Origin of the sequence: Bacillus cereus group sp. MYBK108-1 (assembly GCF_051917185.1) — a bacterium.
GTDB classification, from domain to species: domain Bacteria; phylum Bacillota; class Bacilli; order Bacillales; family Bacillaceae_G; genus Bacillus_A; species Bacillus_A cereus.
This window is the reverse complement of record NZ_JBQAHZ010000036.1, coordinates 1-23,552: the sequence shown is the minus strand read 5'-3', so window position 1 is coordinate 23,552 and position 23,552 is coordinate 1. Positions and strand designations below refer to the sequence as shown.

The following is a 23,552-nucleotide window of genomic DNA, read 5'->3' as shown; positions in this document are numbered from 1 at the left end:
CTAGGAATATTTGAATAAATCTAAATTATCGTGTAGAATAATGTTGTAAAATGTAAACGTTTTTCTAAGGGGAGGCTAAAAAAAATGGTAGTAGCATACAAACATGAGCCATTTACAGATTTTTCAGTGGAGGCTAACAAATTAGCGTTTGAAGAAGGTTTAAAGAAAGTAGAATCTTATCTTGGACAAGACTATCCATTAATTATTGGGGGAGAAAAAATCACTACAGAAGACAAAATTGTTTCTGTAAACCCTGCAAATAAAGAGGAACTTGTTGGTCGTGTTTCAAAAGCAAGCCGTGAGTTAGCTGAAAAAGCAATGCAAGTAGCGGATGAAACATTCCAAACTTGGAGAAAATCAAAGCCAGAAATGCGTGCAGACATTTTATTCCGTGCTGCAGCAATCGTTCGTCGCAGAAAACATGAATTCTCTGCTATTCTTGTAAAAGAAGCAGGTAAGCCATGGAATGAGGCAGATGCTGATACAGCAGAAGCAATCGACTTTATGGAATATTATGGTCGTCAAATGTTAAAATTAAAAGACGGTATTCCAGTAGAAAGCCGTCCAATTGAATATAATCGTTTCTCTTACATTCCATTAGGAGTAGGTGTTATCATTTCTCCTTGGAACTTCCCATTCGCAATTATGGCAGGTATGACAACAGCTGCTTTAGTTTCTGGTAACACAGTATTACTAAAACCAGCTAGTACAACTCCTGTAGTAGCAGCGAAATTTATGGAAGTATTAGAAGAAGCTGGATTACCAGCTGGCGTAGTAAACTTCGTTCCAGGTAACGGTTCTGAAGTTGGTGACTACTTAGTAGATCATCCTCGTACACGTTTCGTAAGCTTCACGGGATCTCGTGATGTAGGTATCCGCATCTATGAGCGTGCAGCGAAAGTAAACCCAGGACAAATTTGGTTAAAACGCGTTATCGCTGAAATGGGCGGTAAAGATACAATCGTTGTTGATAAAGAAGCAGATCTTGAATTAGCAGCTAAGTCTATCGTTGCATCAGCATTCGGATTCTCAGGACAAAAATGTTCTGCATGTTCTCGTGCAGTAATCCATGAAGATGTATATGATCATGTATTAAATCGTGCTGTTGAATTAACAAAAGAATTAACAGTTGCTAACCCAGCAGTATTAGGTACAAACATGGGTCCTGTTAATGACCAAGCTGCATTCGATAAAGTAATGAGCTATGTTGCAATTGGTAAAGAAGAAGGTAGAATCTTAGCAGGTGGCGAAGGAGACGATTCTAAAGGCTGGTTCATCCAACCAACAATCGTTGCTGACGTTGCAGAAGATGCTCGCTTAATGAAAGAAGAAATCTTCGGACCAGTAGTAGCATTCTGTAAAGCGAAAGACTTCGATCATGCACTTGCAATTGCAAATAATACGGAATACGGTTTAACAGGTGCTGTTATTACTAACAACCGTGACCATATTGAAAAAGCACGCGAAGACTTCCACGTTGGTAACTTATACTTCAACCGTGGATGTACTGGTGCAATCGTAGGTTACCAACCATTCGGTGGCTTTAACATGTCTGGTACAGACTCTAAAGCTGGTGGACCTGATTACTTAGCACTTCACATGCAAGCAAAAACTACTTCTGAAACTTTATAAGAAATAGTAGAGGAGCTCTTCACAGAATGTGAAGAGCTCCTTTTAAAATTGAAATCCTATATATTACCATCGTTCGAAGGGAATGAGCTAAAACCTATTAATAGCGGGATAAACATGTGAACAGAAATAAAATGATGAGAAAAGTTGACTTATTAGTCATATTTTTTAGTATTCATTTTGAGAATTTCCTGTATAATACAATTTGAAAGAAAATCTATGGTTCGACAAGGAACACTCCTTTCGGTTTTGCTCACTGAAAGGAGTGTTTTTTTATGTAGCTAAAAATTCTTGCGTGCTTATTACATTTGCATATACGCCATTTAAACTAGCTAAAATTGTATTGTGAATGTAAACAGCTGGTATAGTAGCGTTCTTAAAAGACAGGTCTTTTGTAGCACAAGCATCATGTATAACGGTACATTGAAAGCCAAAATCGAATGCAGCCCTTACTGTAGCATCGATACACATATGAGTCATCATCCCACATACAACGACATGTTCAATATTTAAACGTTTTAATTGCTCTAGAAGATTAGTTTCTCGGAAGCTATTTGGATAATGTTTGACTATAACTGTTTCTTCTCTAAGTGGACGTACGCTTTCGTGAATATGTACACCTTCTGTATTAGGTAGGAAAAAAGTAGCGTCATCTTTTATAGCTACGTGTTGGATATGAAAAATAGGTTCGCTGTTTGTTCTAAAGTGTTGTAATAACTGATTAGCATATTCGCTTGCTTCTATTGGATTACGCAATTCCATCTTTCCATTTGGAAAATAATCGTTTTGAATATCGATGAGTAAAAGAGCTGTTTTCATATATTTATCTTCCTCCGAGTTTCATATTCAAATAAATTTATTCAATTCGTAGAGAAGATTCTCCTGTTTAAAAATATGAGGAAGAAGAATTTTAAATAACCTTGAAAGTTACTATTTTCTTATGAATTTTCATCTGAAAATTTTAATAAAGGAATAATTAATGTTTTTCTAAAAAATGTATTGACTCTTATTATTCTGAGTTCTATAATGAGAATTAATTAAACGACAATTAAATCGATACATTCTTATCCAGAGAGGTGGAGGGACTGGCCCTACGATACCTCAGCAACGGGTTTTTTTAATACCGTGCTAACTCCAGCAAGCCATATAAAGGCTTGGAAGATGAGAAGATGTGAACGAGTACATATAAGTGCTCTCCTTCTTATCTTTATGGTTGATAAGAAGGAGAGCACTTTTTATTTTACCTCGAAAGCTCTACTTCAAGTTTTTACAGCATATAGGAGGGGAAAAAATGATTTCTTTTAACAATGTAAGTAAAGTGTATGAATCAGCTGGGCAATCTGTTCATGCGGTGGAGGATGTAACATTATCAGTTGAGAAAGGCGAAATTTTTGGCATTATTGGTTTTAGTGGCGCTGGAAAGAGTACGTTATTACGCTTAGTAAATATGTTAGAGAGACCGACGACAGGAACGATTTCAATAGATGATAAAGATATTACATCATTATCGACGAAAGAATTACGTAAACTGAGACAAAGAATTGGAATGATTTTCCAAAGTTTTAATTTATTTAATTCAAGAACAGTATTTGGAAATATTGCTTATCCATTAAAGTTAGCGAAAGTACCAAAGAATGAGATAAAAGAAAGAGTAAATGAACTGCTGAAGTTTGTAGGGTTAGAAGATAAAGCAAACTATTACCCAGAGCAGCTATCAGGTGGACAAAAGCAGCGTGTGGGCATTGCTAGAGCACTTGCGACATCGCCAGATATTCTTATATGTGATGAGGCAACATCAGCCTTAGATCCAGAAACAACGACAGAAATTCTAAACTTATTAAAGAAAGTAAATAGAGAATACAATTTAACAATTCTTCTTATTACACATGAAATGCATGTTGTGAAAGAAATTTGTCACCGTGTAGCTGTAATGGAGAAGGGAAAAGTTATTGAAGAAGGAAAACTGTTTGATGTTTTCACGCAACCAAAAACAAAGACGACTCAAAACTTTGTACGTTCTGTCATTAATGATCATTTACCGGAAAGTGTTCTAGCGAAAATTCAAAATGGTGGTCAAATTTATCGTCTAACATTTACTGGTGAGGAGACAGGACAGCCGGTACTATCATATATCGCAAAAAACTATAACGTCGATGTAAATGTACTGTACGGAAATATTATTGAACTTCAAAATGTGCTATTTGGAAATCTTCTTGTAGAGTTGCAAGGTGAGCAGAGGGAAATTCAAAAAGCATTACAACATCTAAGACTGCAAGTGCAGCTGAAGGAGGTAGAAGCTCATGCGAGTTGATTGGAGTATATTTTGGCCGCGCATACTAGATGCGACGGGGGATACCCTCTTAATGGTAATTGTAACCCTTATATTTGCTACAATTCTTGGTATACCGCTAGGTTTACTTTTATATGTAACGAGAAAAGGAAACTTTTTAGAAAATAAATGGGTCTTTTCTATTCTTAACATCATAATTAATACAATTCGTCCGGTACCATTCATTATCTTTTTAGTAGCGTTAAGTCCACTAACGAGAAGTGTTATCGGAACGACGATTGGAACAGCAGCAGCAATTTTCCCGATGACGTTAGTCGCATCAATTGGTATTGCTAGAATGGTTGAAACAAACCTTGTTTCCGTTCCGAAAGGAGTAATTGAAGCAGCGCAAGCAATGGGCGCCTCGCCAATTAGAATTGTTTTTGAAATCCTTGTACCAGAAGCGTTAGCACCATTAATCTTAGGTGTCACATTTATGACAGTTGGTTTAATTGAATTTTCTGCAGTTGCTGGGCTTGTCGGTGGTGGCGGTCTTGGTGATTTAGCAATGACATATGGTTATCAACGTTTTGATACATCAGTTATGTTCGTAACGGTCGTGTTACTTATTATTCTCGTACAGATAGCTCAAAATTTAGGGAATTACTTTGCGAAAGTCTTGTTACGCAGATCATAAAAAGGAAGAGAGGAAAAGAGAATGAAGAAAATTTTAGCATTTGCATTATCAGCGATTGTAGGAGTCTCAGCATTAAGCGGCTGCTCAAGTGGAGACACGGGTGCAGGAGCGAAAGAAAAAGTAGTTCGCGTCGGTGTAACTGGAACGGATGGAGACGCTTGGGAAATTTTGAAGAAAAAAGCTGAAAAAGAAGGGATTAAGATTAAACTGGTGGAGTTCTCCGATTACACAACGCCAAATAAAGCGTTAGCTGATGGAGATATTGAACTAAACTCATTCCAGCATATTGCGTTCTTAGAGCAATTTAAAAAGGAACATAAGTTAGATATTACAGCTGTTGGTACAACACAAATTGCACCAATGGGTTTATACTCTGAAAAATATAAGAAATCAAATGAAATCCCAGATGGTTCAGAAATTGCAATTCCAAACGATCCAACGAACCAAGCACGTGCATTAAAACTTCTTGATGCAGCTGGATTATTAAAGCTGAAAAAGGATTTTGGTCTATTTGGAGATCCAAGTGGTATTGCTGAAAATCCGAAGAAATTAAAAATTACACCGGTTATCGCACAGCAAACACCTCGTGTGTTAAAAGATGTAGCGGCATCAGTTATTAATAACGGTGTTGCTGGTCAAGCTGGATTAGATCCAGCGAAGGATCCTATTTTCTTAGAAGATCCAAAGAATGAAAATGCGAAGCCTTATATTAATATTTTCGCAGCTCGTACGAAAGATAAAGATGATCCAACACTGAAAAAAGTAATTGAATTATACCATTCAAAAGAAGTAACAGATGCAATTAAGAAAGAAACAAATGATGGTTCAATTTCAGTAGATCTTTCACTTGAGGAGCTTGAAAAAATCGTAAAATAATGATTGGGTTTAATGGACTAACAGAAGGAACCCCTCCGCTGTTAGTTCGTTCAACATATAAACTTAACAAACAAACCCTAATTCTGTACCTTCCAATTTTGTATAACGTAGAATCCAATGTTTGTTAAGTAGAGTAATGGACCAGGAGTTTTCCTGGTCTTTTTTTATGAATGAAAATAGCTAGCGAACAGTAAGGTAATCCAAATTATAATGGGATAAGAAAATAAGCTGAAAAGGAGTGTAATTACGAATTGCTTTTGATGAATTAAGTGTTTTTTGGATAAAAAAAAGAAAATAGAAAAGAGAGTAATGAAAAATGCTGATATTACGCCGGGGTTATAGGAGCGATAAATGAAAAACAAAATAATATGTTGAACAGAGTTAAAGAAGATGGCCCCTTGTATAAAAATAATCCAGCATATAGAAGACAAGAAGTTAAGTTGATATAGAAAGACGATAAGTAATACAAAGATTGTTAATACGGAAATGGCAATGAAAAATTGTTGGCTAGTTATAAGACGGATTGAAAATTGATTAGCAAGATATTGTGGCATTTGGAAAGCTTCTTCAAGGTTATGAATGAAAAATAATAAGGGAATGATCCAGAGTATAGTAGTGGAATGCTTTTTCATCAACTTACATCACTCCAATAAAGTATAGAAAGCCTAAAAAAGGCCCTCTATACAGAGATAGTTATTCAATTATGATATTTTTTAAATTAACTTCATGATGATCTCGTTCTTTCGGATAAGCAGCTAGCTCCTCTTGCAAAATATTTAATATTTGCTTAGCTGATTGCTGGATTGGATTAGGTAGCTCTTCTAATATATGCATCCCGACTTTTACTTTTGTACGAATTACCCTTCGTAGTAGTTCCTCATGCATGCACTACACCTCCAAACCGAATGTTTAGTATATCTTCTTCAAATTTTGCCCCTTGAATAGAAAGGTGTGTTAACGTTTTTGGCAATGTAATATTTCGTTTCACAGAGCCAGCTCGAATAATTAGCTCATCACCTTTTTGATTTAATGAAAGTTCACTTTTGTTTGAGAAGGGAATAGAAAGAATGAAAATATAATCATCGCCATCTTTTCTTACATATTGTGTGCGGCCGTTAAATTTCACTTCAGTAGGACAATGATCAGTTTTAAATAAAGCATCTCCTACACGCTCTAACATAGGTAAACCAACAACTTCTTGTTCAAACATTGGAGCTTCGTAAATAGGAAGTGGATCAAAACTATTTTGAATTAATGTTTTATATTTCTTTTGCGTATCTTTCCATGCTTGAAAATAAGGATCGGTGACGGTGTTAGGGATGACGCGATTAATCATAATGGCATCTACGTTATAATCGTATAAATTTAAATAAGTAAAGCTACGCTGAGCTTCTTTAATGACCATTTTTTCAGGATTTACAACGATGCGGATACTTGTTACTTCTCGGTTTGATAAAATATCTCTCATTTCTCCGAGCTGTTCAAGTGTATTTGTTAATTCGTCCATAATATCATCGGTTGGAAGAGGGACACCAAGGAGTGGTTGAGCTACAGGACGAACGACTTTTAAAACTTTTCTTTTAATAGGAAACAATTTTTCCATCCACCAGCCGAGCATGTCTGGAAAGCTTAGCATTGCTAATGTTTCTCCTGTTGGAGCACAATCAATAATGATAACATCATATGTGTTTTGTTTATAATAATCGAGTACGCGAAGTAAGCTAATTAAATCTTCCATACCAGGAAACATCGTTAATTCTTCTGTTGTAATATCATCGGCTGCTTTGGAAGTGAAGAGTAGTGTAATATATTTCTGTAATTTTCCCCATCCTTTTTCCATCTCATAAATCGTATTAATTTCTTGTGCCCACAAATTTTCACGAATTTCTAATGGATCAGAAGATAGCTTTATACCAAATGAATCTCCTAAACTATGAGCGGGATCTGTACTCATGACTAAAGTTTTTAATCCTTGTTTTGCGCTTTGAATTGCTGTTGCTGCTGAAATGCTAGTTTTTCCTACGCCGCCTTTACCTGTATACAAAATAATTCTCATCATTCATATCTCCTTTGTTTCGAATATCGAATATTACGAGTGTCGAAGTAAATGATTGAATAAAAACCCAGATAGGGTTTTATTCAATCGGAATGTTTTTCATTTTAGGTGTAGAAACTTTTTCTTCTGTTTTTTGCTGTGACGTAGCAATGTGATTCATAATCTTTTGGAAGGTTTGTAGTAAGAATGCTTTTTCTTCTTCTGACAATGCTTCTGTCACTAAGCTAAAGTAGTGGGCTGCATTTTGTTTTACTTCTTGAACGAGCATTACGCCGTTTTCTGTTAACCGAATTAATACAATACGTCGGTCGTTTTCATCACGGTAGCGCTCAATATATCCCTTTTTTACAAGGCGATTTACAACGCCCGTCGTTGTACTCATCGGTATATCAAGAAGGTCAGCAATTTTCGTCATTGTAATATCTGTATTTCGTTCCATCCAAAGTAAACAAAATACTTCTGTTTTAGAAAGTGTTAAATCTAGGCTTACCCATTCTTCAGGATAGAAAAGTTTCTTGGCGTTATCTAGCAGTAAGTCTAAAAAATGTTCATATTGCAACAATTAATTCCACTCCCGTATATTTCGAGGTTCGTAATATTTATTTTTATTTTATGTAGAATAGAAAAAATTGTCAATGATTTTAATTATTTTTTCAGATTAGACAGAAAACTTTCTTTAAAATAGTATTCTTTTATGATAGATTTATAAATATAAAACTAGAATTTACATAAAAATCCATCATGGTAAATATACTTATCTATAATGGGTATACAGCTAACGAGGGGGAGAACGATGAGAAGACGTAATACGCAAGCGTTCACATTTTTAGCATGGACTTCATTTGTTTGTGCGCTTTCAGGTATGCTAATTGGGATTTATACGTTAGATGAAACGCTTAGTGTAAAAGGATACTATTTAATTGGAACATTATTTTTAACGATGTCTTGTTTTGTATTACAAAAAACAATTCGTGATAATGAAGAAGATAACGAGAGATTTCCAAAAAATAAACCGTTAGATAAAGAGTAAATTGTAAAGAAAGGCATTTGCCTTTCTTTTTTTATGTAAAAATGGCGTAAGTACTCTGTGTTGACTTGCTTGAAGTACTGAAAATTTGGTATCATCAATAGTATTGTAGATTGAACGATATATTATGGAGGTGGCCTAGCCGTGTCAAGAATTTCCGTTGAGAATGTAAAGCACGTAGCACATTTAGCACGTCTTGCAATTACTGATCAAGAAGCAGAAAAATTTCAAAAACAACTAGATGCAATTGTTACATTTGCAGAACAGTTAAATGAATTAGATACAACAGATGTAAAACCAACAACTCATGTATTAACTATGAAAAATGTTATGCGTGAAGATGTACCAGAAAAAGGTTTACCAGTTGAAGAAGTATTAAAAAATGCACCGGATCACAAAGATAATCAAATCCGTGTTCCAGCAGTATTAGAATAGAGGAGGGGAATTTCGATGTCATTATTTGATCATTCAGTATCAGAGTTACATAAGAAGTTAAACAACAAAGAAATTTCCGTTACGGATTTAGTAGAAGAATCTTACAAACGTATTGCGGATGTTGAAGATAACGTAAAAGCCTTTCTTACATTAGATGAAGAAAATGCACGCGCAAAAGCGAAAGAATTAGATGCAAAAATCGGCGCTGAAGATAATGGTTTATTATTCGGTATGCCAATTGGTGTAAAAGATAACATTGTAACTAACGGTCTTCGTACAACTTGTGCAAGCAAAATATTAGCAAACTTCGATCCAATTTATGATGCGACAGTTGTGCAAAAGCTAAAAGCTGCTGACACAATTACAATCGGTAAATTAAACATGGACGAGTTCGCAATGGGTTCTTCAAATGAAAACTCAGGATTCTACGCTACGAAAAACCCATGGAACTTAGATTACGTTCCAGGCGGATCTAGTGGTGGTTCTGCAGCAGCTGTAGCAGCAGGAGAAGTACTATTCTCTCTAGGTTCTGATACGGGTGGTTCTATCCGTCAGCCAGCTGCATATTGCGGTGTTGTAGGTTTAAAACCAACTTACGGACGCGTATCTCGTTACGGATTAGTAGCATTCGCATCTTCACTTGACCAAATCGGACCGATTACACGTACAGTAGAAGACAATGCATACTTATTACAAGCTATTTCAGGTATTGACCGCATGGATGCAACTTCTGCAAACGTTGAAGTTGGAAACTATTTAGCTGGTTTAACAGGCGATGTTAAAGGTTTACGCATTGCTGTACCGAAAGAATACTTAGGCGAAGGTGTTGGCGAAGAAGCTCGTGAGTCAGTACTAGCTGCTTTAAAAGTATTAGAAGGTATGGGCGCAACTTGGGAGGAAGTATCTCTTCCACACTCTAAATACGCTCTAGCAACGTATTACTTACTATCTTCTTCTGAAGCATCTGCTAACCTTTCACGCTTTGATGGCGTGCGTTACGGTGTTCGTTCTGATAATGTAAATAACTTATTAGATCTTTACAAAAACACACGTAGTGAAGGTTTCGGTGATGAAGTTAAACGTCGTATTATGCTTGGTACATTTGCTCTTAGCTCTGGTTACTATGATGCATATTACAAAAAAGCACAACAAGTACGTACATTAATTAAGAACGACTTTGAAAATGTATTTGCTAACTATGATGTTATTATTGGACCAACAACACCAACTCCGGCATTTAAAGTGGGAGAAAAAGTTGATGATCCAATGACAATGTATGCAAATGACATTTTAACAATCCCAGTAAACTTAGCGGGTGTTCCAGCGATTTCTGTTCCATGTGGATTCGGTGCTAACAACATGCCACTTGGTCTACAAATCATTGGTAAACACTTCGATGAAGCGACAATTTACCGCGTTGCACATGCGTTTGAGCAAGCAACAGACTATCATACAAAAAAAGCAAGTCTGTAAGGAGGCGAGCATAGATGAATTTAGAAACAATTATTGGTTTAGAGGTTCACGTTGAGTTAAAAACAAATTCGAAAATTTTCTCTGCGAGTCCAACAGAATTCGGAGCGGAGCCAAATACACAAACAAGTGTAATTGACTTAGGATACCCAGGGGTACTTCCTACTTTAAATAAAGAAGCAGTTAACTTTGCAATGAAAGCTGCAATGGCATTAAACTGTGAAATCGCAACGGAAACAAAGTTTGACCGTAAAAACTATTTCTATCCAGATAACCCGAAAGCTTACCAAATCTCTCAATTTGATAAGCCAATTGGTGAAAATGGTTGGATTGAAATCGAAGTAGACGGTAAAAAGAAACGTATCGGTATTACACGTCTTCATTTAGAAGAAGATGCTGGTAAATCAACGCATACAGCTGATGGTTCATTAGTAGACTACAACCGTCAAGGTATGCCTTTAATCGAGATCGTATCTGAGCCAGATATGCGTACGCCAGAAGAAGCATATGCATACTTAGAGAAGTTAAAATCAATCATTCAATACACTGGTGTATCTGATTGTAAGATGGAAGAAGGTTCCTTACGTTGTGACGCGAACATTTCTCTTCGTCCAGTTGGACAAGAGAAGTTCGGTACAAAAGCGGAACTGAAAAACTTAAACTCATTCACTTACGTACAAAAAGGTCTTGAGCACGAGCAAGTGCGCCAAGAAAAAGAACTGTTATCTGGTGGTATCATCCAACAAGAAACACGTCGTTATGATGAAGCAACGAAGAAAACAATCTTAATGCGTGTGAAAGAAGGATCTGACGATTACCGTTACTTCCCGGAGCCAGACTTAGTTGAACTTTACATTGATGATGAGTGGAAAGAAGCAGTTCGAGCTTCTATTCCAGAACTTCCAGATGCACGTAAAGCTCGCTACGTTGCAGAACTAGGCTTACCAGCTTATGATGCACACGTGTTAACATTAACGAAAGAGATGTCTGATTTCTTTGAAGCAACTGTTGCAGACGGTGCTGATGCGAAATTAACATCGAACTGGTTAATGGGTGAAGTACTTGCATACTTAAACAAACAACAAAAAGAATTAAAAGACGTTGCATTAACGCCTGCTGGTTTATCTAAAATGGTTCAATTAATTGAAAAAGGTACAATTTCTTCTAAAATCGCGAAGAAAGTATTTAATGAATTAATTGAAAAAGGTGGAGACCCAGAAGAAATCGTTAAAGCGAAAGGTCTTGTTCAAATTTCTGACGAGGGTACACTTCGTAAAGTTGTAACAGAAATTCTTGATAATAATGAGCAATCTATTGAAGACTTTAAAAACGGTAAAGACCGTGCAATTGGCTTCTTAGTTGGTCAAATTATGAAAGCTACAAAAGGACAAGCAAATCCACCGCTTGTTAACAAAATCTTACTTGAAGAGATTAATAAGCGATAATAGTAGTAACTTTTAAAGATTAAGCAGAAAAACACCCGTACATGGGTGTTTTTCTAGGTTAATCAAACGTTTGTTTAAATGAGACAAAATCGTTTAAACAAACGTTTGATTAACTGTCAAAAGTGGAAAAATGTTTGTATAGCAACTATGGTATGATAGTTGCAAAAAGGTGGGAATAATGATAAATCTAAACATAGAGGTTTTTTTCATCTCATGAAATAATAGATAGTTATTATTCGTTATATGTAAATTTTTATGGAAGAATGGATAGAAATAAAGTGAAACTTTAATCAGTGGGAGGTTCATCCAACACTGATTATTAGCCCTCACCAATCGGGCATTTACTGCCCGCAAATAGCGGGATAAATTTTGGGGTCAAATAAAAAACCATTGAAATGAATATTTACTTTTGATGGACTACACGAATCGGGTTCTTACTGCCTGTTTGAGCGGGATAAAAGAAGGATAGCAAGATGAGAGGAGGTAGGCATGGGAATACTGAATAGAAGTTCAGTATGTTCTTTTTCGATACATAAAGAAATTTCCTGTGCTAATAAATGATGAAGCGAGCAAGAATTATTTATAATCCTACTTCTGGGCGTGAGCTATTTAAGAAGAGCTTACCAGAAGTATTACAAAAATTAGAACAAGCTGGCTATGAGACATCTTGTCATGCGACAACGGGTCCTGGAGACGCTACTGTCGCGGCGAGGCAAGCTGCGGATCGTAAGTTTGATGTTGTTATTGCGGCTGGTGGCGACGGTACGTTAAATGAAGTAGTAAACGGTTTAGTTGGGCATGAATTCCGTCCGAAATTTGGAATTATTCCAGTTGGAACGACAAATGACTTTGCACGTGCAATTGGTGTACCTCGTTCTATTGAAGAGGCAGCAGATATTATTTGCGAAGGAAAAACAGTGCCATTAGACCTTGGTAGAGCGAACGATACATATTTTATTAACATCGCTGGTGGCGGTCGTATTACAGAATTAACATACGAAGTACCGAGTAAGTTAAAGACAGTATTAGGGCAGCTTGCTTATTACCTAAAAGGTATCGAGATGTTACCATCATTGCATCCGACATATGTTGAAATTGAGTATGATGGAAAGTTACTACAAGAAGAAATTACGATGTTTTTAATTACGAATACTCGTTCAGTAGGTGGATTTGAAAAGGTAGCACCGTATGCATCTATTAACGATGGGTTATTTGACCTATTAGTACTGAAAAAAGGTTCTATCGCTGATTTAATTAAAGCAGCAACACAAGCACAACGTGGTGAACATATTAATAATCCAAAAGTGTTATATACACAAGCGAACCGAATTAAAGTACATTCACCAGATAAACTAATGATTAATTTAGATGGTGAGTATGGTGGAGATGCACCGATGGAATTCGAAAATATATATCATTGTTTAGAACTATTTGTTCCTGAACATCAAGAGGATGCCCTGTAAAGGCATCCTTTTTTACTTTGTTAAAATGAATTGTAAATTGGGAGTTAGTTTGATTTTTATGGTATTTTTACAATTCTTTTATTTTACATCCATACTTTATTGATACACTGGAAGAGATAAGAAATGAGAGGTAGGATGCTATGGAGAAGGTAAAAGCAATATTATTTGATAAAGATGGGACATTAATGGATTTTCATTCAATATGGATAAAAGTAGCTGAAGAACTTGTAGCTGAATGTATAAGTTTATATCATTTACCAAGTACAATGCGGCAGACCTTATTAGAAGAGATTGGTGTAGAGGGAGCATTTGTTAATCCAAGGAGTGCAATAGCTGCTGGAACAAGCCTTGATGTAGCGAAGGGGCTTTGTAATTATATTGAGTCTGCTAGAGAAGAAGAGATGCATCAGTGGGTAAGTGAGAAGTTATTTTCCCTTATGTATGAGCATCGTTCGCATATGAAAATGACCGCAGACTTACCGAAAGTGTTACAGGCATTAAAAGATAAAGGATTTATATTAGGGGTTGTCACGGCGGATGATTTCGCACCAACAGAATTATTTTTAAAACAATATAAGTTGGAGAACTTTTTTGATTATATTATAGCCTCGGATACATTCCCTGCGCAAAAACCAGATAAAAAGATTATAGAAGTGTTTTGTGAGAAATTTAATTTAGAATCATGTGAGGTTGCGGTTGTTGGAGATACGCCAACTGATTTACATTTAGCTAAAAATGGCGATTGCTATGCAATTGGGGTGCTATCTGGTACAGGAGACCGTCCAACATTAGAACCACTTGCTGATTTAGTGTTAGATTCTGTTGGAGAGTTTATTTCTCAATCGGGTGAGTTTTTCTGGGAGAAAGAAAAGTCTAATGTGTAAGGAAAATAAGTCTATAAAGACTCTTAATGAGTCTTTATAGACTTATTTTTTATGCCTGGATACAAAGAATATAGGATAAATGCTAGAAAAGAAAGTTGGCATATATTTTGCAATAAAAAGAGAAAATAATGTAAAGAAAAGGATGGGGTACGCAATGAACACAAAAAAATTTGCTAAAGTAAATGAACAAATTCCAGGACCGAAAGCGGCATCTTTATTAGAACGCCGTCAAAATATAGTACCAAAAGGAGTAAGTAACGGCATCCCAACGTTTGTACAATCTGCCAATGGTGCTCTTGTAACAGATGTTGATGGCAATCAGTACATTGATTTTGCAGGAGCAATCGGGACAATTAACGTAGGGCATTGTCATCCAACGGTTAAAGAAGCGCTCCATAAACAAGTCGATCAATACATTCATACTGGATTTAACGTCATGATGTATGAGCCATATATTGAATTAGCAGAAAAGCTTGCGGCATTGGCACCAGGAAGTTTCGATAAGCAAGTCCTGTTTTTAAATAGTGGTGCAGAAGCAGTTGAGAACGCGGTGAAAATCGCTCGTAAATATACGAAGAGACCTGGTATTATCGCATTTTCTAAAGGTTTCCACGGGCGTACATTAATGACAATGACGATGACAAGTAAAGTGAAGCCATATAAATTTGGGTTTGGTCCCTTTGCTCCAGAAGTATATAAAGCGCCATTTCCATACGAATACCGTCGCCCAGAGGGATTAACGGAAGAGCAGTATGATGATTTTATTATTGAAGAGTTTAAGAACTTCTTCATATCGGAAGTAGCACCAGAAACAATTGCAGCTGTTGTAATGGAACCTGTTCAAGGGGAAGGTGGATTTATCGTCCCAAGTAAGAAATTTGTTCAAGAAGTACGCCGCATTTGTTCAGAGAACGGCATCTTATTTGTAGCGGATGAAATACAAACAGGCTTTAGTCGTACAGGAAAATATTTTGCAATTGATCACTATGATGTCGTTCCAGATTTAATTACAGTGTCTAAATCATTAGGTGCTGGTGTACCGATAAGTGGTGTCATTGGACGTAAAGAAATTATGAATGAGTCTGCACCAGGTGAACTTGGTGGAACGTATGCAGGAAGTCCATTAGGATGTGCGGCTGCATTAGCTGTTCTCGATGTAATAGAAAATGAGAAATTAAATGATAGAGCGATAGAATTAGGAAAAGTCGTAATGAACCGATTCGAAGAGATGAAAAATAAATATCATTGCATCGGTGATGTGCGTGGGTTAGGCGCAATGTGTGCATTTGAGGTCGTTCAAGATCGTAAGACGAAAGCACCTGACAAAACGTTAACGGCTAATCTATGTGCAGAAGCAAATAAGCGTGGGTTACTGTTATTATCAGCAGGGACATATGGAAATGTTATCCGTGTGTTAATGCCTTTAGTTATTACAGATGAGCAACTTGAAGAAGGTTTAACAATAATTGAAGAATCATTGCAAGCTTGTTATGAGCAAACAAACATCGCTCGCGTTTAAAAACTGAAGTATAAATAGCAAACATTCTAGCTGACTCTATATTAAATGCAGAAAATTCACTTTATAATAAAGGTAGTGAAGTGGATCGATGGATTTGAAGTTAGGAGTGGCTAGGATGGTTGCAGAAAAGGAACGAGTGTTAATGGATTTAAAAGATGTATTTGAATATGCGTTTGACGAAATTTTTGTTACAGATGAGCAAGGGATCGTTGTACGTGTAAATAGTACATGTGAAAGGCACTACCAACTAGCTGCAGAAGAGTTAGTTGGTAAGCATGTAAAAGAACTACAAAAGGATGGAATCTTTTATCCATCAGCGACATTAGAAGTGATTGAAAAAAAGAGGCCAATTGAACTCGTTCAAACTACAAAATCAGGAGAGTATTTACACGTTCGTACAAGGCCTGTTTTTGATGATGAGGGAAATTTAAGAAGAGTGATTAGTTATTCTCGCGACCTTACTGAACTCTATCAATTACGTCAAAAGGTAGAGGAAATGGATAATCAGCTAAAAACATATAAAAAAGAATTAAGAGAAACATATGAGCATGAAGGACTTATTTTTAAAAGTCTAGCTATGCAAAAAATAGTCGATACAATCAAAAAAGTATCTGTAGTGGATAGTACTGTTCTCGTTTTAGGCGAGACTGGAGTAGGAAAAAGTCGATTAGTACGCCATTTACATGAAGTGAGTCACCGTAAGCATGAAAGTTTCTATGAAATTAATTGTGCGGCATTACCAACTAATTTAATTGAATCGGAGCTTTTTGGATATTCAGGTGGATCTTTTACAGGTGCGAATCGTGAAGGGAAAAAGGGACTATTAGAATCCGCGCATAAAGGAACTCTTTTTTTAGATGAAATCGGTGAAATGCCGCTTGAAATTCAAGCGAAGCTTTTGCAAGTATTGCAAGAAAAAACATTTCGTCCTATAGGCGGAAGAGAATTAAAAAAAGTAGATGTTCGAATTGTGGCGGCAACAAATAGAGATTTAAGCGAGATGGTGAAACAAGGAACATTTCGGAAAGATTTATACTATCGTTTGAATGTCATTCCAATTGCAATTCCCCCGCTTAGGGAAAGAACAGAAGATATTTTGCCGCTTATTTATCATTACTTGCAGCACTTTAATAAAAAGTACGGACGTGATGTGAAACTAGCGCCGAGTACGTTACAAATGTTTGTTGGATATCCGTGGGAAGGGAACAATAGAGAAATAGAGAATGTAATTGAGAGAATTGTTATTACTGTTGATGATGTTGTAACGGTAGAGGATTTGCCACTCTCTATGCAAGAGGCTGCAGTTGAACAATCGGGGCAAAGCCTTTATAAAATGCTGGAAGAGGTAGAGAGAAATATAATTCTTAAAGCGTATAAAACGTATGGATCAAGTTATAAAGTGGCTGAGTTTTTGCAAATTAGTCAATCTGCTGCTACTAGAAAAATTAAGAAGTTCATAGAGGAGGAAGAAAACATTGGATAAAAAGGCGACTTTCGTAAGTATAGATAAAAAGGCGATGTATATAAATGGTGAGTGGATTACACTACAAGAACAAATTGAAGTAAATAATCCTGCGACGAAGGAAATATTTGCAACTGTACCAAAAGGCGGAGTAACAGAGGCAAAGCAAGCTGTTGATGCTGCACATGAAGCTTTTAAAACGTGGTCTAAGTTAACGGCAGCAGATCGTGCAACGAAGTTAAAAAAGTGGTTCATGCTTATTGATGAAAATAAAGAAGAGATCGCAGCGATTATGACGAAGGAACAAGGGAAGCCGTTTGCAGAAGCGCTTGGTGAAGTAAATTATGCAAACAGTTTTGTTGAATGGTATGCAGAAGAGGGGAAACGCGTATATGGTGAAATGATTCCTGCTGCTCATCCGAATAAGCGCATTTTAGTTATGAAGCAACCAGTTGGCGTTATGGCAGCTATTACACCTTGGAACTTCCCAGCTGCTATGATTACGAGAAAGGTAGCCCCAGCGCTTGCAGCAGGCTGTACAGCCGTTGTGAAACCGGCGAGTCAAACGCCATTAACTGCATTGAAATTAGCTGAATTAGCCCATGAAGCAGACATTCCAAAGGGTGTAATCAATATCGTAACAGGTAGTGCAAAAGCAATTGCTGATACATGGATGGAAGATAGTCGCGTTCGAAAAGTATCCTTTACAGGGTCAACGGAAATCGGGAAAGAGTTAATGGCTAGTGCGGCGCAAACGATGAAAAAAGTTTCGCTTGAGTTAGGGGGCCACGCTCCGTTTATCGTAATGAATGATGCGGATTTAGATAAAGCAGTGGAAGCGGTGATTGGTTCGAAATTCCGTAACGCAGGACAAACGTGTATATGTACAAACCGAGTATTCGTTCAAGAAGAAGTATACGAAGTATTTGTAGAGAAGTTCGAAAAGGCAGTAGGGCAGTTGAAAGTAGGAGACGGTTTCGATGACGGAACGACTGTCGGGCCACTTATTGATGAGAATGCAGTTTCAAAAGTACAAGAACATATTGAAGATGCTATTCAAAAAGGTGGAACAGTTTTATATGGTGGTCAAAAGGTCGTAGAGTTAGAGGGACATTTCATTCAACCGACTGTAATTGGGTTGGCAAATGATACGATGCTTTGTATGAATGAAGAAACATTTGGGCCAGTGGCACCAGTTGCGAAATTTAAAACAGTTGATGAAGTAATCGAACGTGCAAACAATACACCATACGGTTTAGCTGCGTATATTTTCACGAAAGACATTAGCCAAGCATTCCAAATTAGTGAAGCGTTAGAGTACGGTATTATCGGTCTAAACGATGGTCTTCCATCAGTTGCACAAGCACCATTTGGTGGATTTAAAGAAAGTGGTATCGGTCGTGAAGGAGGCCATTTCGGCATCGAGGAATATTTAGAAATTAAATATATTTCATTGGGACTATAAGTAGTATACTAGAATCTCTATAAGGTAACAGAGAAGGAGATTCTAGTATGGTATATTGGCTATTATTACTTGTTACAATTATTTTTGAAGTAGCTGGAACAATTGCGATGAAACTATCAAATGGTTTAACAAAGCTCGTTCCAAGTGTACTGATTTTCGTGTTTTATGGGATTTGTTTCAGCGTGTTTGCCATCGTTGTGAAAAAGATTCATTTAAGTATTGCTTATGCTATTTGGTCTGGCGTTGGAACATTACTTATTACAATCATTAGTGTGTACTTTTTTAAAGAGCATATTAGTTTATTTCAAGCATTTTGTATTCTTTTTATTGTTTTGGGTGTCATTGGGCTTAAGGTTTCATCGGCATCATGAAAGCTATCTTTTGTAGAAGATAGCTTTTTCTATTTGTGCAGTTAACAATTAATACGACAAAATATGACAAGAAAGAGTAAAGCGTTTTGTTATGATACATATGAAATATTGTCTTATGTGGAGGAAAGAGTATGTTAAAAAAGGTAAGTCAAATTGTTTTAATTTTTGGCATAGCTTTTAGTTTAAGTGCTTGCACTGAGACTAAAGATAGTAATGAAAGTAAACAAGAAGATGTTCAAGATAAAGTGTATAAAATAGGGGAGACAGTAGACGTAGATGGTTTGCAAGTAACTATCGATTCAGTTAAATTAGGATATCCGGATTATGATGAGAATAAAAAGAAAGAGGAGATTTTGGGGATTATTTTCAAAGTGGAAAATAATAGTAAAAAGGAAATACCTTTTGCATTTTATGAATTTGAGATTACCGATAAGAAAGGTACAAGATTTAAAGAATATAATAACCCTGATAGCTTTATTAGTAAAAAGCTAGCACCAGATGAAAAAATTCAAGATATCATGCTATTTGACGTAGCGAAAGAAAATACGTATATCGCTACGTATAGACCGGAGTTTACGCATGAAAATAGAACGATAAAATTTGAATTGAGACCAAATAAATAAAGAAACACATTGGATTATCCAATGTGTTTCTTTATGGTAATAAATTTAAAACGCCCAGTTACCTTTACGGAAGATAGGCTCATGTCTGCCATCAGCAGTAATACCGTCAATATCAAGCTCAGCTGATCCAATCATGAAGTCGTTGTGTGTGATACTAGCGTTTGCGCCGTTTTCAGCAAGTTCTTCTTTAGACATTGTTTTTCCGCCAACTAAGTTAAATGCATAAGCATTTCCGATTGCAAGGTGGCAAGATGCATTTTCGTCAAATAGTGTATTGTAGAATAAAACATTTGTGTTTGAAATTGGTGAATCATGAGGTACTAAAGCTACTTCTCCTAAGAAGTGAGACCCTTCATCTGTTTCTACTAAATGTTTTAAAGCTTCTTCACCAGCTTCAGCTTTATAGTCTACGATACGCCCGTTTTCAAATGTTAACGTGAAATTATCGATAATATTACCTGCAAATACTAACGGTTTTGTACTAGAAACTTGGCCGTTTACACCTGTTTTAAGTGGCATTGTAAATACTTCTTCAGTTGGAATATTAGCCATAAATGGTACGTTCTTTTCATTTAAGCTACCAGCACCAGCCCATACATGTTTTTCTGGAAGTTCGATTGTTAAATCTGTTCCAGGACCTGTATAGTGAAGAGCTTTATAATGCTTTTCGTTTAAGTAATCCACTTTTGTATGTAATGTTTCATCATGTTCTTTCCATGCTTCTACAGGATTTTCTAAATCAGCACGAGTAGCTTTGAAAATAGCATCCCATAACTTTGCTTCTTGTTCTTCTGGCGCTACGTCAGGGAATACTTTCGCAGCCCATTCTTTCGTAGGAACAGAAATGACACACCAACTTACTTTATCTGCTTGTACGTAATCACGGTATACTTTCATTGCTTCTCCAGCTACTTTATGAGCTGTTGCAATACGCGATGCTTCTACACCTTTTAATAAATCAGGGTTTTCTGCATAGATAGACATAAATGCAGCGCCTTCTTTTGCTAATTCTTCACGAGCATGTGCTTTCCAAGATGGAAATTCAGCGAAAGCTTCTTCAGGAGCTAGATCGAACTTTAAGCGTGTTAACGTCTCATCATTCCAATCTACATATACGTGTTTTGCACCAGATTTATATGCTTTTTCTGTAACGAGGCGTACAAATTGTACAGCTTCAAGAGGTGCACTAATTGATAAAGTTTGTCCAGGTTGAATATTAACACCAACATTAACTGCAAGAGCAGCATATTTCTCTAACGTTTGTTCAAATGACATATGTATAATCTCCTTTAATTTGAAAGATTTCTTACTATATATAATACAAGAAAATTCTAAAAATATATATAAATATAAAGTAAAAAGAGAGCTCAAAATGTATTGAGCCCTTATATTTACTTAATTGAAGAAGCAAACTGCTCTACAGTCGTTGTATGGTGTATACGAACGCGCTTCATCTTTAACAATTCATCAGGTTCACCCTTCGTAATGAATTGCCCAGGCTTTGTCGTCGTCGCAAATTGATAATACTTCTTCGTTTCTGTAACAACCTTATCATCTACATGACCGAATGGATAAGCAATCGCGATAACAGGCTTACCTGTTATTTTTTCTAGTTTTTCTTTTGAACCTTTTAACTCTTCCTCATAGTTTGTAATTTTCGGTAAGTCTGCATGTGTTGCAGTATGAGATTGCACCGAGAAAATGCCGGAATCAACCATTTCTTTTATTTCAGAAGTAGACAATGCTCCTTCTACATCAACGTTATCAACAATCATATATTCTGTTGCTGCCGGTTTAAAAGTATCATCTTTTAGCTTTTGTAAAACGCGAAATGCATTCATATTATTTTTCATACCGTCATCAAATGTAACGAAAATCGGCTTATTTACTTTATTTATATCACCCCAGCGTTCAAACGTTAAAAGCGTATAACCATTGTCTTTTAAATGTTTCATTTGTGCTTCAAAGTTAGCTGGTGATACGAATAAGTCTTTAATACCTTGACCATGATAATCATCGATTGCGTGATACATAAGAACAGGAACCTTTTGTTCGAAAGTAATAGTAGATTTCGTAAGCGGGATTGTTTTCCCATCTTCTTTCATTCCTGTTGCTTCAATTTGGAACTCACCGCGTTTTCCTTCAAATTCTTTTATGTCAAAAGGAATTGTAAATTGTTTCTCCTTTTCTTTAGAAGAAAAAGATTTAGCACGTTCCTTTCCATCAGCTGTGCGCCAAATTTTATATTGTACTTCATTTAAAGAATCTTTTAAGTCTGTAATATGAATACTTGTGTTTGTAGATTCGTGTGTGATGGGAGTATAAGAAATTTTACCTTGTTCTTGTAGAGCCTCTTTTTGTATAGCTACTTCTTGAACCTTTTTCTCTTTTTTAGGTTCTTGGCTTACATTGCTAGTATTGCAGCCTGCTAGAATGGCAGACGTACATAAAGCAATTGCTGCGTATTTTCTCATAAAAATCACCTTCTATTGTGTAGTATGTTGCATATTGACATTAAAATCCCCACCGCTATAAGAGTGATGGGGATTTACCCTTGTTCATCATATCATTTGAAGAAAATGAGGGGAATATGATTTTTAGGAGGCTATTAAGGTAATAGATTAGTGACTTTGAATAGATGTATTTTTTTGTTTCTTATTAGAATTAATAATAATATAACCGACTACAAAGATAAGAGGAATAATGAAGACATAGATAGGCATTCCCCATACATAATAGCTTTTCAGCGTTAAGACTAGTAAATGTAAGAAATCGAAAATTGCGTGGGCTTTCATAATATCCTCCAATGGTTTTTTGAAAATTATAACATTTTTAACTTGTTATTTGTATAATTTGGAAAGTGATTTAAGCTAATTTTAAAGTAAGAAGAATACATATTAATATGCAATTTTGCATAAGGATATGTATTTTATTAAAATATAAAGATTTTATACTATAATGAAAACCGCTATAAAACTAAGTAAGAATAATGTATGGAGTGGAGAATAGAAATGAAATATAAAAAAATAATATATATCTTTTTCATATCGCTATTTATAGTTGGTTGTCAAAGTGAAGTGAGTAAAGCGAATAGCGTGGAAGAGTATATTCCATCGCATCTTATGAATGCGGAAGTGACGGCGGATATTATGACAATAGAATTTCCTTATGAGATAAAAGAGAAATTAGAGAAAATCGGAAATAAAATGAGCAATAGTATTACAAATAATTTAGATTGGTATTTGAAGTATGCCGAAGAAGAAATTATACCGAAAAAAACGTTTCCTTATCATCAAAACTTAGGTATTACAAAAGAAGAATATGATTTTATGATAGATAAAATGGATAATGCAGAATATATAAATACCAAAGACGGAAAACTCTTTTTTAAAAAGAAAGATCATGAAATTCAAATTCTCTCTGATGAAAATTTGAAGCTAATTAAAAATATTCGAATTGATACAGAGAAGAATACAATTAAAACTCCTTTGGGAGAATGCGAATATGAAGGTGAAATAAAGGCGTCGGATGAACAAAAAGCTACTGGTCCATGGAGTGGGAAGATGTGGACTTTAAAAAGCGATGGATTACTTTATCATTTTTCATTAGGAAAGTTAAAAAATATAAACAAATCTATCATTTACATTTCAATAAAAGGTATATATAAAGATAGGATTATCAATACAGAAGAAGCAGTTGAATTTCACTCGGTTTCATAAAGAATCAAAAAAAACACCTTACTTGTTAAAGTGAAGTGAACCCCGAAAACGGGACACCAATCAAAACACCTAAACCACTTGTTCCCTAAATTCTTTAGGGGATAGGTGGTTTAATTTTTCTTGAATTCGCACACAATTGTAG

At 35.9% G+C, this 23,552-nt stretch carries 24 protein-coding genes, 1 pseudogene and 1 riboswitch; of the genes and pseudogenes, 16 read left to right on the top strand and 9 right to left on the bottom strand.

The genetic code is table 11. From position 1 onward, the window contains the following. The first annotated feature begins 84 nt into the window (after positions 1-84). Positions 85-1,632, top strand: a complete 1,548-nt coding sequence (gene pruA, locus ACTFSL_RS28495; protein WP_000259555.1) for an L-glutamate gamma-semialdehyde dehydrogenase — start codon at positions 85-87, stop codon at positions 1,630-1,632. Between the two features lie 250 nt (positions 1,633-1,882). Here the strand turns inward: pruA and ACTFSL_RS28490 are convergent. After that, positions 1,883-2,448: pseudogene (locus ACTFSL_RS28490) on the bottom strand (cysteine hydrolase family protein). A 242-nt stretch (positions 2,449-2,690) separates the two neighbouring features. After that, a riboswitch (SAM riboswitch) is annotated at positions 2,691-2,797 on the top strand. A gap of 123 nt (positions 2,798-2,920) precedes the next feature. On the opposite strand from ACTFSL_RS28490, the gene ACTFSL_RS28485 reads away from it, so the two are divergent. From ACTFSL_RS28485 to ACTFSL_RS28475, 3 genes are read left to right on the top strand one after another with little or no spacing between them, the layout of a single operon-like run. Continuing rightward, positions 2,921-3,940: a methionine ABC transporter ATP-binding protein gene (locus ACTFSL_RS28485; RefSeq protein WP_440042795.1), complete on the top strand. Its 1,020-nt coding sequence runs from the start codon at positions 2,921-2,923 to the stop codon at positions 3,938-3,940. After that, the gene (locus ACTFSL_RS28480; RefSeq protein WP_001261865.1) at positions 3,930-4,595 is read left to right on the top strand and encodes a methionine ABC transporter permease; all 666 of its coding nucleotides are present in this window, start codon (positions 3,930-3,932) and stop codon (positions 4,593-4,595) included. Before ACTFSL_RS28485 ends, ACTFSL_RS28480 begins: the two co-directional genes overlap by 11 nt. Positions 4,596-4,616: 21 nt before the next feature. After that, positions 4,617-5,471, top strand: a complete 855-nt coding sequence (locus ACTFSL_RS28475) for a MetQ/NlpA family ABC transporter substrate-binding protein (protein WP_000721599.1) — start codon at positions 4,617-4,619, stop codon at positions 5,469-5,471. A 164-nt stretch (positions 5,472-5,635) separates the two neighbouring features. Here ACTFSL_RS28475 and ACTFSL_RS28470 read toward each other — a convergent pair whose 3' ends face one another. The 4 genes from ACTFSL_RS28470 to ACTFSL_RS28455 all read right to left on the bottom strand — a co-directional run bounded on the left by ACTFSL_RS28470 (position 5,636) and on the right by ACTFSL_RS28455 (position 8,089). After that, the gene (locus ACTFSL_RS28470; protein ID WP_002182395.1) at positions 5,636-6,103 is read right to left on the bottom strand and encodes an HXXEE domain-containing protein; all 468 of its coding nucleotides are present in this window, start codon (positions 6,101-6,103) and stop codon (positions 5,636-5,638) included. Between the two features lie 61 nt (positions 6,104-6,164). After that, positions 6,165-6,356, bottom strand: coding sequence for a DUF3926 domain-containing protein (locus ACTFSL_RS28465; protein WP_000544106.1), 192 nt, complete (start codon positions 6,354-6,356; stop codon positions 6,165-6,167). Beyond that, on the bottom strand, positions 6,349-7,530 hold the full coding sequence (locus ACTFSL_RS28460) for an ArsA family ATPase (RefSeq protein WP_440042793.1): 1,182 nt from the start codon (positions 7,528-7,530) through the stop codon (positions 6,349-6,351). Before ACTFSL_RS28460 ends, ACTFSL_RS28465 begins: the two co-directional genes overlap by 8 nt. A 76-nt stretch (positions 7,531-7,606) precedes the next feature. Next, positions 7,607-8,089 carry a MarR family winged helix-turn-helix transcriptional regulator gene (locus tag ACTFSL_RS28455; RefSeq protein WP_065381960.1) on the bottom strand — a complete coding sequence of 161 codons (483 nt, stop codon included), beginning with the start codon at positions 8,087-8,089 and terminating at the stop codon, positions 7,607-7,609. A gap of 231 nt (positions 8,090-8,320) precedes the next feature. Between ACTFSL_RS28455 and ACTFSL_RS28450 the strand changes: the two genes are divergently transcribed. The 11 genes from ACTFSL_RS28450 to ACTFSL_RS28400 all read left to right on the top strand — a co-directional run bounded on the left by ACTFSL_RS28450 (position 8,321) and on the right by ACTFSL_RS28400 (position 19,691). Further along, entirely contained in the window at positions 8,321-8,557 is a 237-nt protein-coding gene (locus ACTFSL_RS28450) for a YiaA/YiaB family inner membrane protein (RefSeq protein WP_001254393.1), read from the top strand. A gap of 141 nt (positions 8,558-8,698) precedes the next feature. Next, the gene (gene gatC / locus ACTFSL_RS28445) at positions 8,699-8,989 is read left to right on the top strand and encodes an Asp-tRNA(Asn)/Glu-tRNA(Gln) amidotransferase subunit GatC (RefSeq protein ID WP_000086999.1); all 291 of its coding nucleotides are present in this window, start codon (positions 8,699-8,701) and stop codon (positions 8,987-8,989) included. A 15-nt stretch (positions 8,990-9,004) separates the two neighbouring features. After that, positions 9,005-10,462, top strand: a complete 1,458-nt coding sequence (gene gatA, locus ACTFSL_RS28440) for an Asp-tRNA(Asn)/Glu-tRNA(Gln) amidotransferase subunit GatA (protein ID WP_000051433.1) — start codon at positions 9,005-9,007, stop codon at positions 10,460-10,462. A 14-nt stretch (positions 10,463-10,476) separates the two neighbouring features. Then, positions 10,477-11,904: an Asp-tRNA(Asn)/Glu-tRNA(Gln) amidotransferase subunit GatB gene (gene gatB / locus ACTFSL_RS28435; protein ID WP_001047685.1), complete on the top strand. Its 1,428-nt coding sequence runs from the start codon at positions 10,477-10,479 to the stop codon at positions 11,902-11,904. A 557-nt stretch (positions 11,905-12,461) separates the two neighbouring features. Then, positions 12,462-13,367, top strand: a complete 906-nt coding sequence (locus ACTFSL_RS28430) for a diacylglycerol kinase (protein WP_000977679.1) — start codon at positions 12,462-12,464, stop codon at positions 13,365-13,367. Between the two features lie 140 nt (positions 13,368-13,507). After that, positions 13,508-14,251 (top strand): HAD family hydrolase, encoded by a 744-nt coding sequence (locus ACTFSL_RS28425; protein ID WP_000416672.1) that lies wholly within the window; start codon positions 13,508-13,510, stop codon positions 14,249-14,251. Between the two features lie 154 nt (positions 14,252-14,405). Then, on the top strand, positions 14,406-15,770 hold the full coding sequence (gene gabT, locus ACTFSL_RS28420; RefSeq protein WP_001093019.1) for a 4-aminobutyrate--2-oxoglutarate transaminase: 1,365 nt from the start codon (positions 14,406-14,408) through the stop codon (positions 15,768-15,770). 115 nt (positions 15,771-15,885) lie between these two features. After that, positions 15,886-17,253, top strand: a complete 1,368-nt coding sequence (locus ACTFSL_RS28415; RefSeq protein WP_000225136.1) for a sigma-54 interaction domain-containing protein — start codon at positions 15,886-15,888, stop codon at positions 17,251-17,253. Continuing rightward, a complete protein-coding gene (gene gabD / locus ACTFSL_RS28410; protein WP_440042791.1) occupies positions 17,246-18,697 on the top strand; it encodes an NADP-dependent succinate-semialdehyde dehydrogenase in 1,452 nt (483 codons plus the stop codon). The genes ACTFSL_RS28415 and gabD overlap by 8 nt, the downstream gene beginning before the upstream one ends. Before the next feature lie 47 nt (positions 18,698-18,744). Further along, a complete protein-coding gene (locus ACTFSL_RS28405; protein ID WP_000263262.1) occupies positions 18,745-19,068 on the top strand; it encodes a DMT family transporter in 324 nt (107 codons plus the stop codon). Positions 19,069-19,199: 131 nt separating this feature from the next. Beyond that, positions 19,200-19,691 carry a DUF4352 domain-containing protein gene (locus ACTFSL_RS28400; RefSeq protein ID WP_000915110.1) on the top strand — a complete coding sequence of 164 codons (492 nt, stop codon included), beginning with the start codon at positions 19,200-19,202 and terminating at the stop codon, positions 19,689-19,691. 45 nt (positions 19,692-19,736) lie between these two features. On the opposite strand, the gene ACTFSL_RS28395 is transcribed toward ACTFSL_RS28400, so the two are convergent. The 3 genes from ACTFSL_RS28395 to ACTFSL_RS28385 all read right to left on the bottom strand — a co-directional run bounded on the left by ACTFSL_RS28395 (position 19,737) and on the right by ACTFSL_RS28385 (position 22,486). After that, complete coding sequence (locus ACTFSL_RS28395; RefSeq protein ID WP_000007349.1) at positions 19,737-20,966, bottom strand: aminopeptidase; 1,230 nt, start codon at positions 20,964-20,966, stop codon at positions 19,737-19,739. Positions 20,967-21,082: 116 nt separating this feature from the next. Then, positions 21,083-22,165, bottom strand: a complete 1,083-nt coding sequence (locus ACTFSL_RS28390) for a polysaccharide deacetylase family protein (RefSeq protein WP_001233731.1) — start codon at positions 22,163-22,165, stop codon at positions 21,083-21,085. Positions 22,166-22,312: 147 nt separating this feature from the next. Beyond that, positions 22,313-22,486 (bottom strand): hypothetical protein, encoded by a 174-nt coding sequence (locus ACTFSL_RS28385; protein ID WP_000643592.1) that lies wholly within the window; start codon positions 22,484-22,486, stop codon positions 22,313-22,315. A 216-nt stretch (positions 22,487-22,702) separates the two neighbouring features. Between ACTFSL_RS28385 and ACTFSL_RS28380 the strand changes: the two genes are divergently transcribed. Continuing rightward, a complete protein-coding gene (locus ACTFSL_RS28380; RefSeq protein WP_000875591.1) occupies positions 22,703-23,410 on the top strand; it encodes a hypothetical protein in 708 nt (235 codons plus the stop codon). Positions 23,411-23,479: 69 nt separating this feature from the next. On the opposite strand, the gene ACTFSL_RS28375 is transcribed toward ACTFSL_RS28380, so the two are convergent. Next, on the bottom strand, positions 23,480-23,552 hold a 73-nt coding region (locus tag ACTFSL_RS28375; RefSeq protein ID WP_326245104.1), incomplete at its 5' end, for an IS3 family transposase.

Excerpts from the sequence above, each read along its gene's own strand:
- pruA (WP_000259555.1), top strand. The coding sequence starts at position 85 with ATGGTAGTAGCATACAAACATGAGCCATTTACAGATTTTTCAGTGGAG.
- ACTFSL_RS28485 (WP_440042795.1), top strand. The coding sequence starts at position 2,921 with ATGATTTCTTTTAACAATGTAAGTAAAGTGTATGAATCAGCTGGGCAA.
- ACTFSL_RS28480 (WP_001261865.1), top strand. The coding sequence starts at position 3,930 with ATGCGAGTTGATTGGAGTATATTTTGGCCGCGCATACTAGATGCGACG.
- ACTFSL_RS28475 (WP_000721599.1), top strand. The coding sequence starts at position 4,617 with ATGAAGAAAATTTTAGCATTTGCATTATCAGCGATTGTAGGAGTCTCA.
- ACTFSL_RS28470 (WP_002182395.1), bottom strand. The coding sequence starts at position 6,103 with ATGAAAAAGCATTCCACTACTATACTCTGGATCATTCCCTTATTATTT.
- ACTFSL_RS28465 (WP_000544106.1), bottom strand. The coding sequence starts at position 6,356 with ATGCATGAGGAACTACTACGAAGGGTAATTCGTACAAAAGTAAAAGTC.
- ACTFSL_RS28460 (WP_440042793.1), bottom strand. The coding sequence starts at position 7,530 with ATGATGAGAATTATTTTGTATACAGGTAAAGGCGGCGTAGGAAAAACT.
- ACTFSL_RS28450 (WP_001254393.1), top strand. The coding sequence starts at position 8,321 with ATGAGAAGACGTAATACGCAAGCGTTCACATTTTTAGCATGGACTTCA.
- gatA (WP_000051433.1), top strand. The coding sequence starts at position 9,005 with ATGTCATTATTTGATCATTCAGTATCAGAGTTACATAAGAAGTTAAAC.
- gatB (WP_001047685.1), top strand. The coding sequence starts at position 10,477 with ATGAATTTAGAAACAATTATTGGTTTAGAGGTTCACGTTGAGTTAAAA.
- ACTFSL_RS28430 (WP_000977679.1), top strand. The coding sequence starts at position 12,462 with ATGATGAAGCGAGCAAGAATTATTTATAATCCTACTTCTGGGCGTGAG.
- ACTFSL_RS28425 (WP_000416672.1), top strand. The coding sequence starts at position 13,508 with ATGGAGAAGGTAAAAGCAATATTATTTGATAAAGATGGGACATTAATG.
- gabT (WP_001093019.1), top strand. The coding sequence starts at position 14,406 with ATGAACACAAAAAAATTTGCTAAAGTAAATGAACAAATTCCAGGACCG.
- ACTFSL_RS28415 (WP_000225136.1), top strand. The coding sequence starts at position 15,886 with ATGGTTGCAGAAAAGGAACGAGTGTTAATGGATTTAAAAGATGTATTT.
- ACTFSL_RS28405 (WP_000263262.1), top strand. The coding sequence starts at position 18,745 with ATGGTATATTGGCTATTATTACTTGTTACAATTATTTTTGAAGTAGCT.
- ACTFSL_RS28400 (WP_000915110.1), top strand. The coding sequence starts at position 19,200 with ATGTTAAAAAAGGTAAGTCAAATTGTTTTAATTTTTGGCATAGCTTTT.
- ACTFSL_RS28395 (WP_000007349.1), bottom strand. The coding sequence starts at position 20,966 with ATGTCATTTGAACAAACGTTAGAGAAATATGCTGCTCTTGCAGTTAAT.
- ACTFSL_RS28390 (WP_001233731.1), bottom strand. The coding sequence starts at position 22,165 with ATGAGAAAATACGCAGCAATTGCTTTATGTACGTCTGCCATTCTAGCA.
- ACTFSL_RS28385 (WP_000643592.1), bottom strand. The coding sequence starts at position 22,486 with ATGAAAGCCCACGCAATTTTCGATTTCTTACATTTACTAGTCTTAACG.
- ACTFSL_RS28380 (WP_000875591.1), top strand. The coding sequence starts at position 22,703 with ATGAAATATAAAAAAATAATATATATCTTTTTCATATCGCTATTTATA.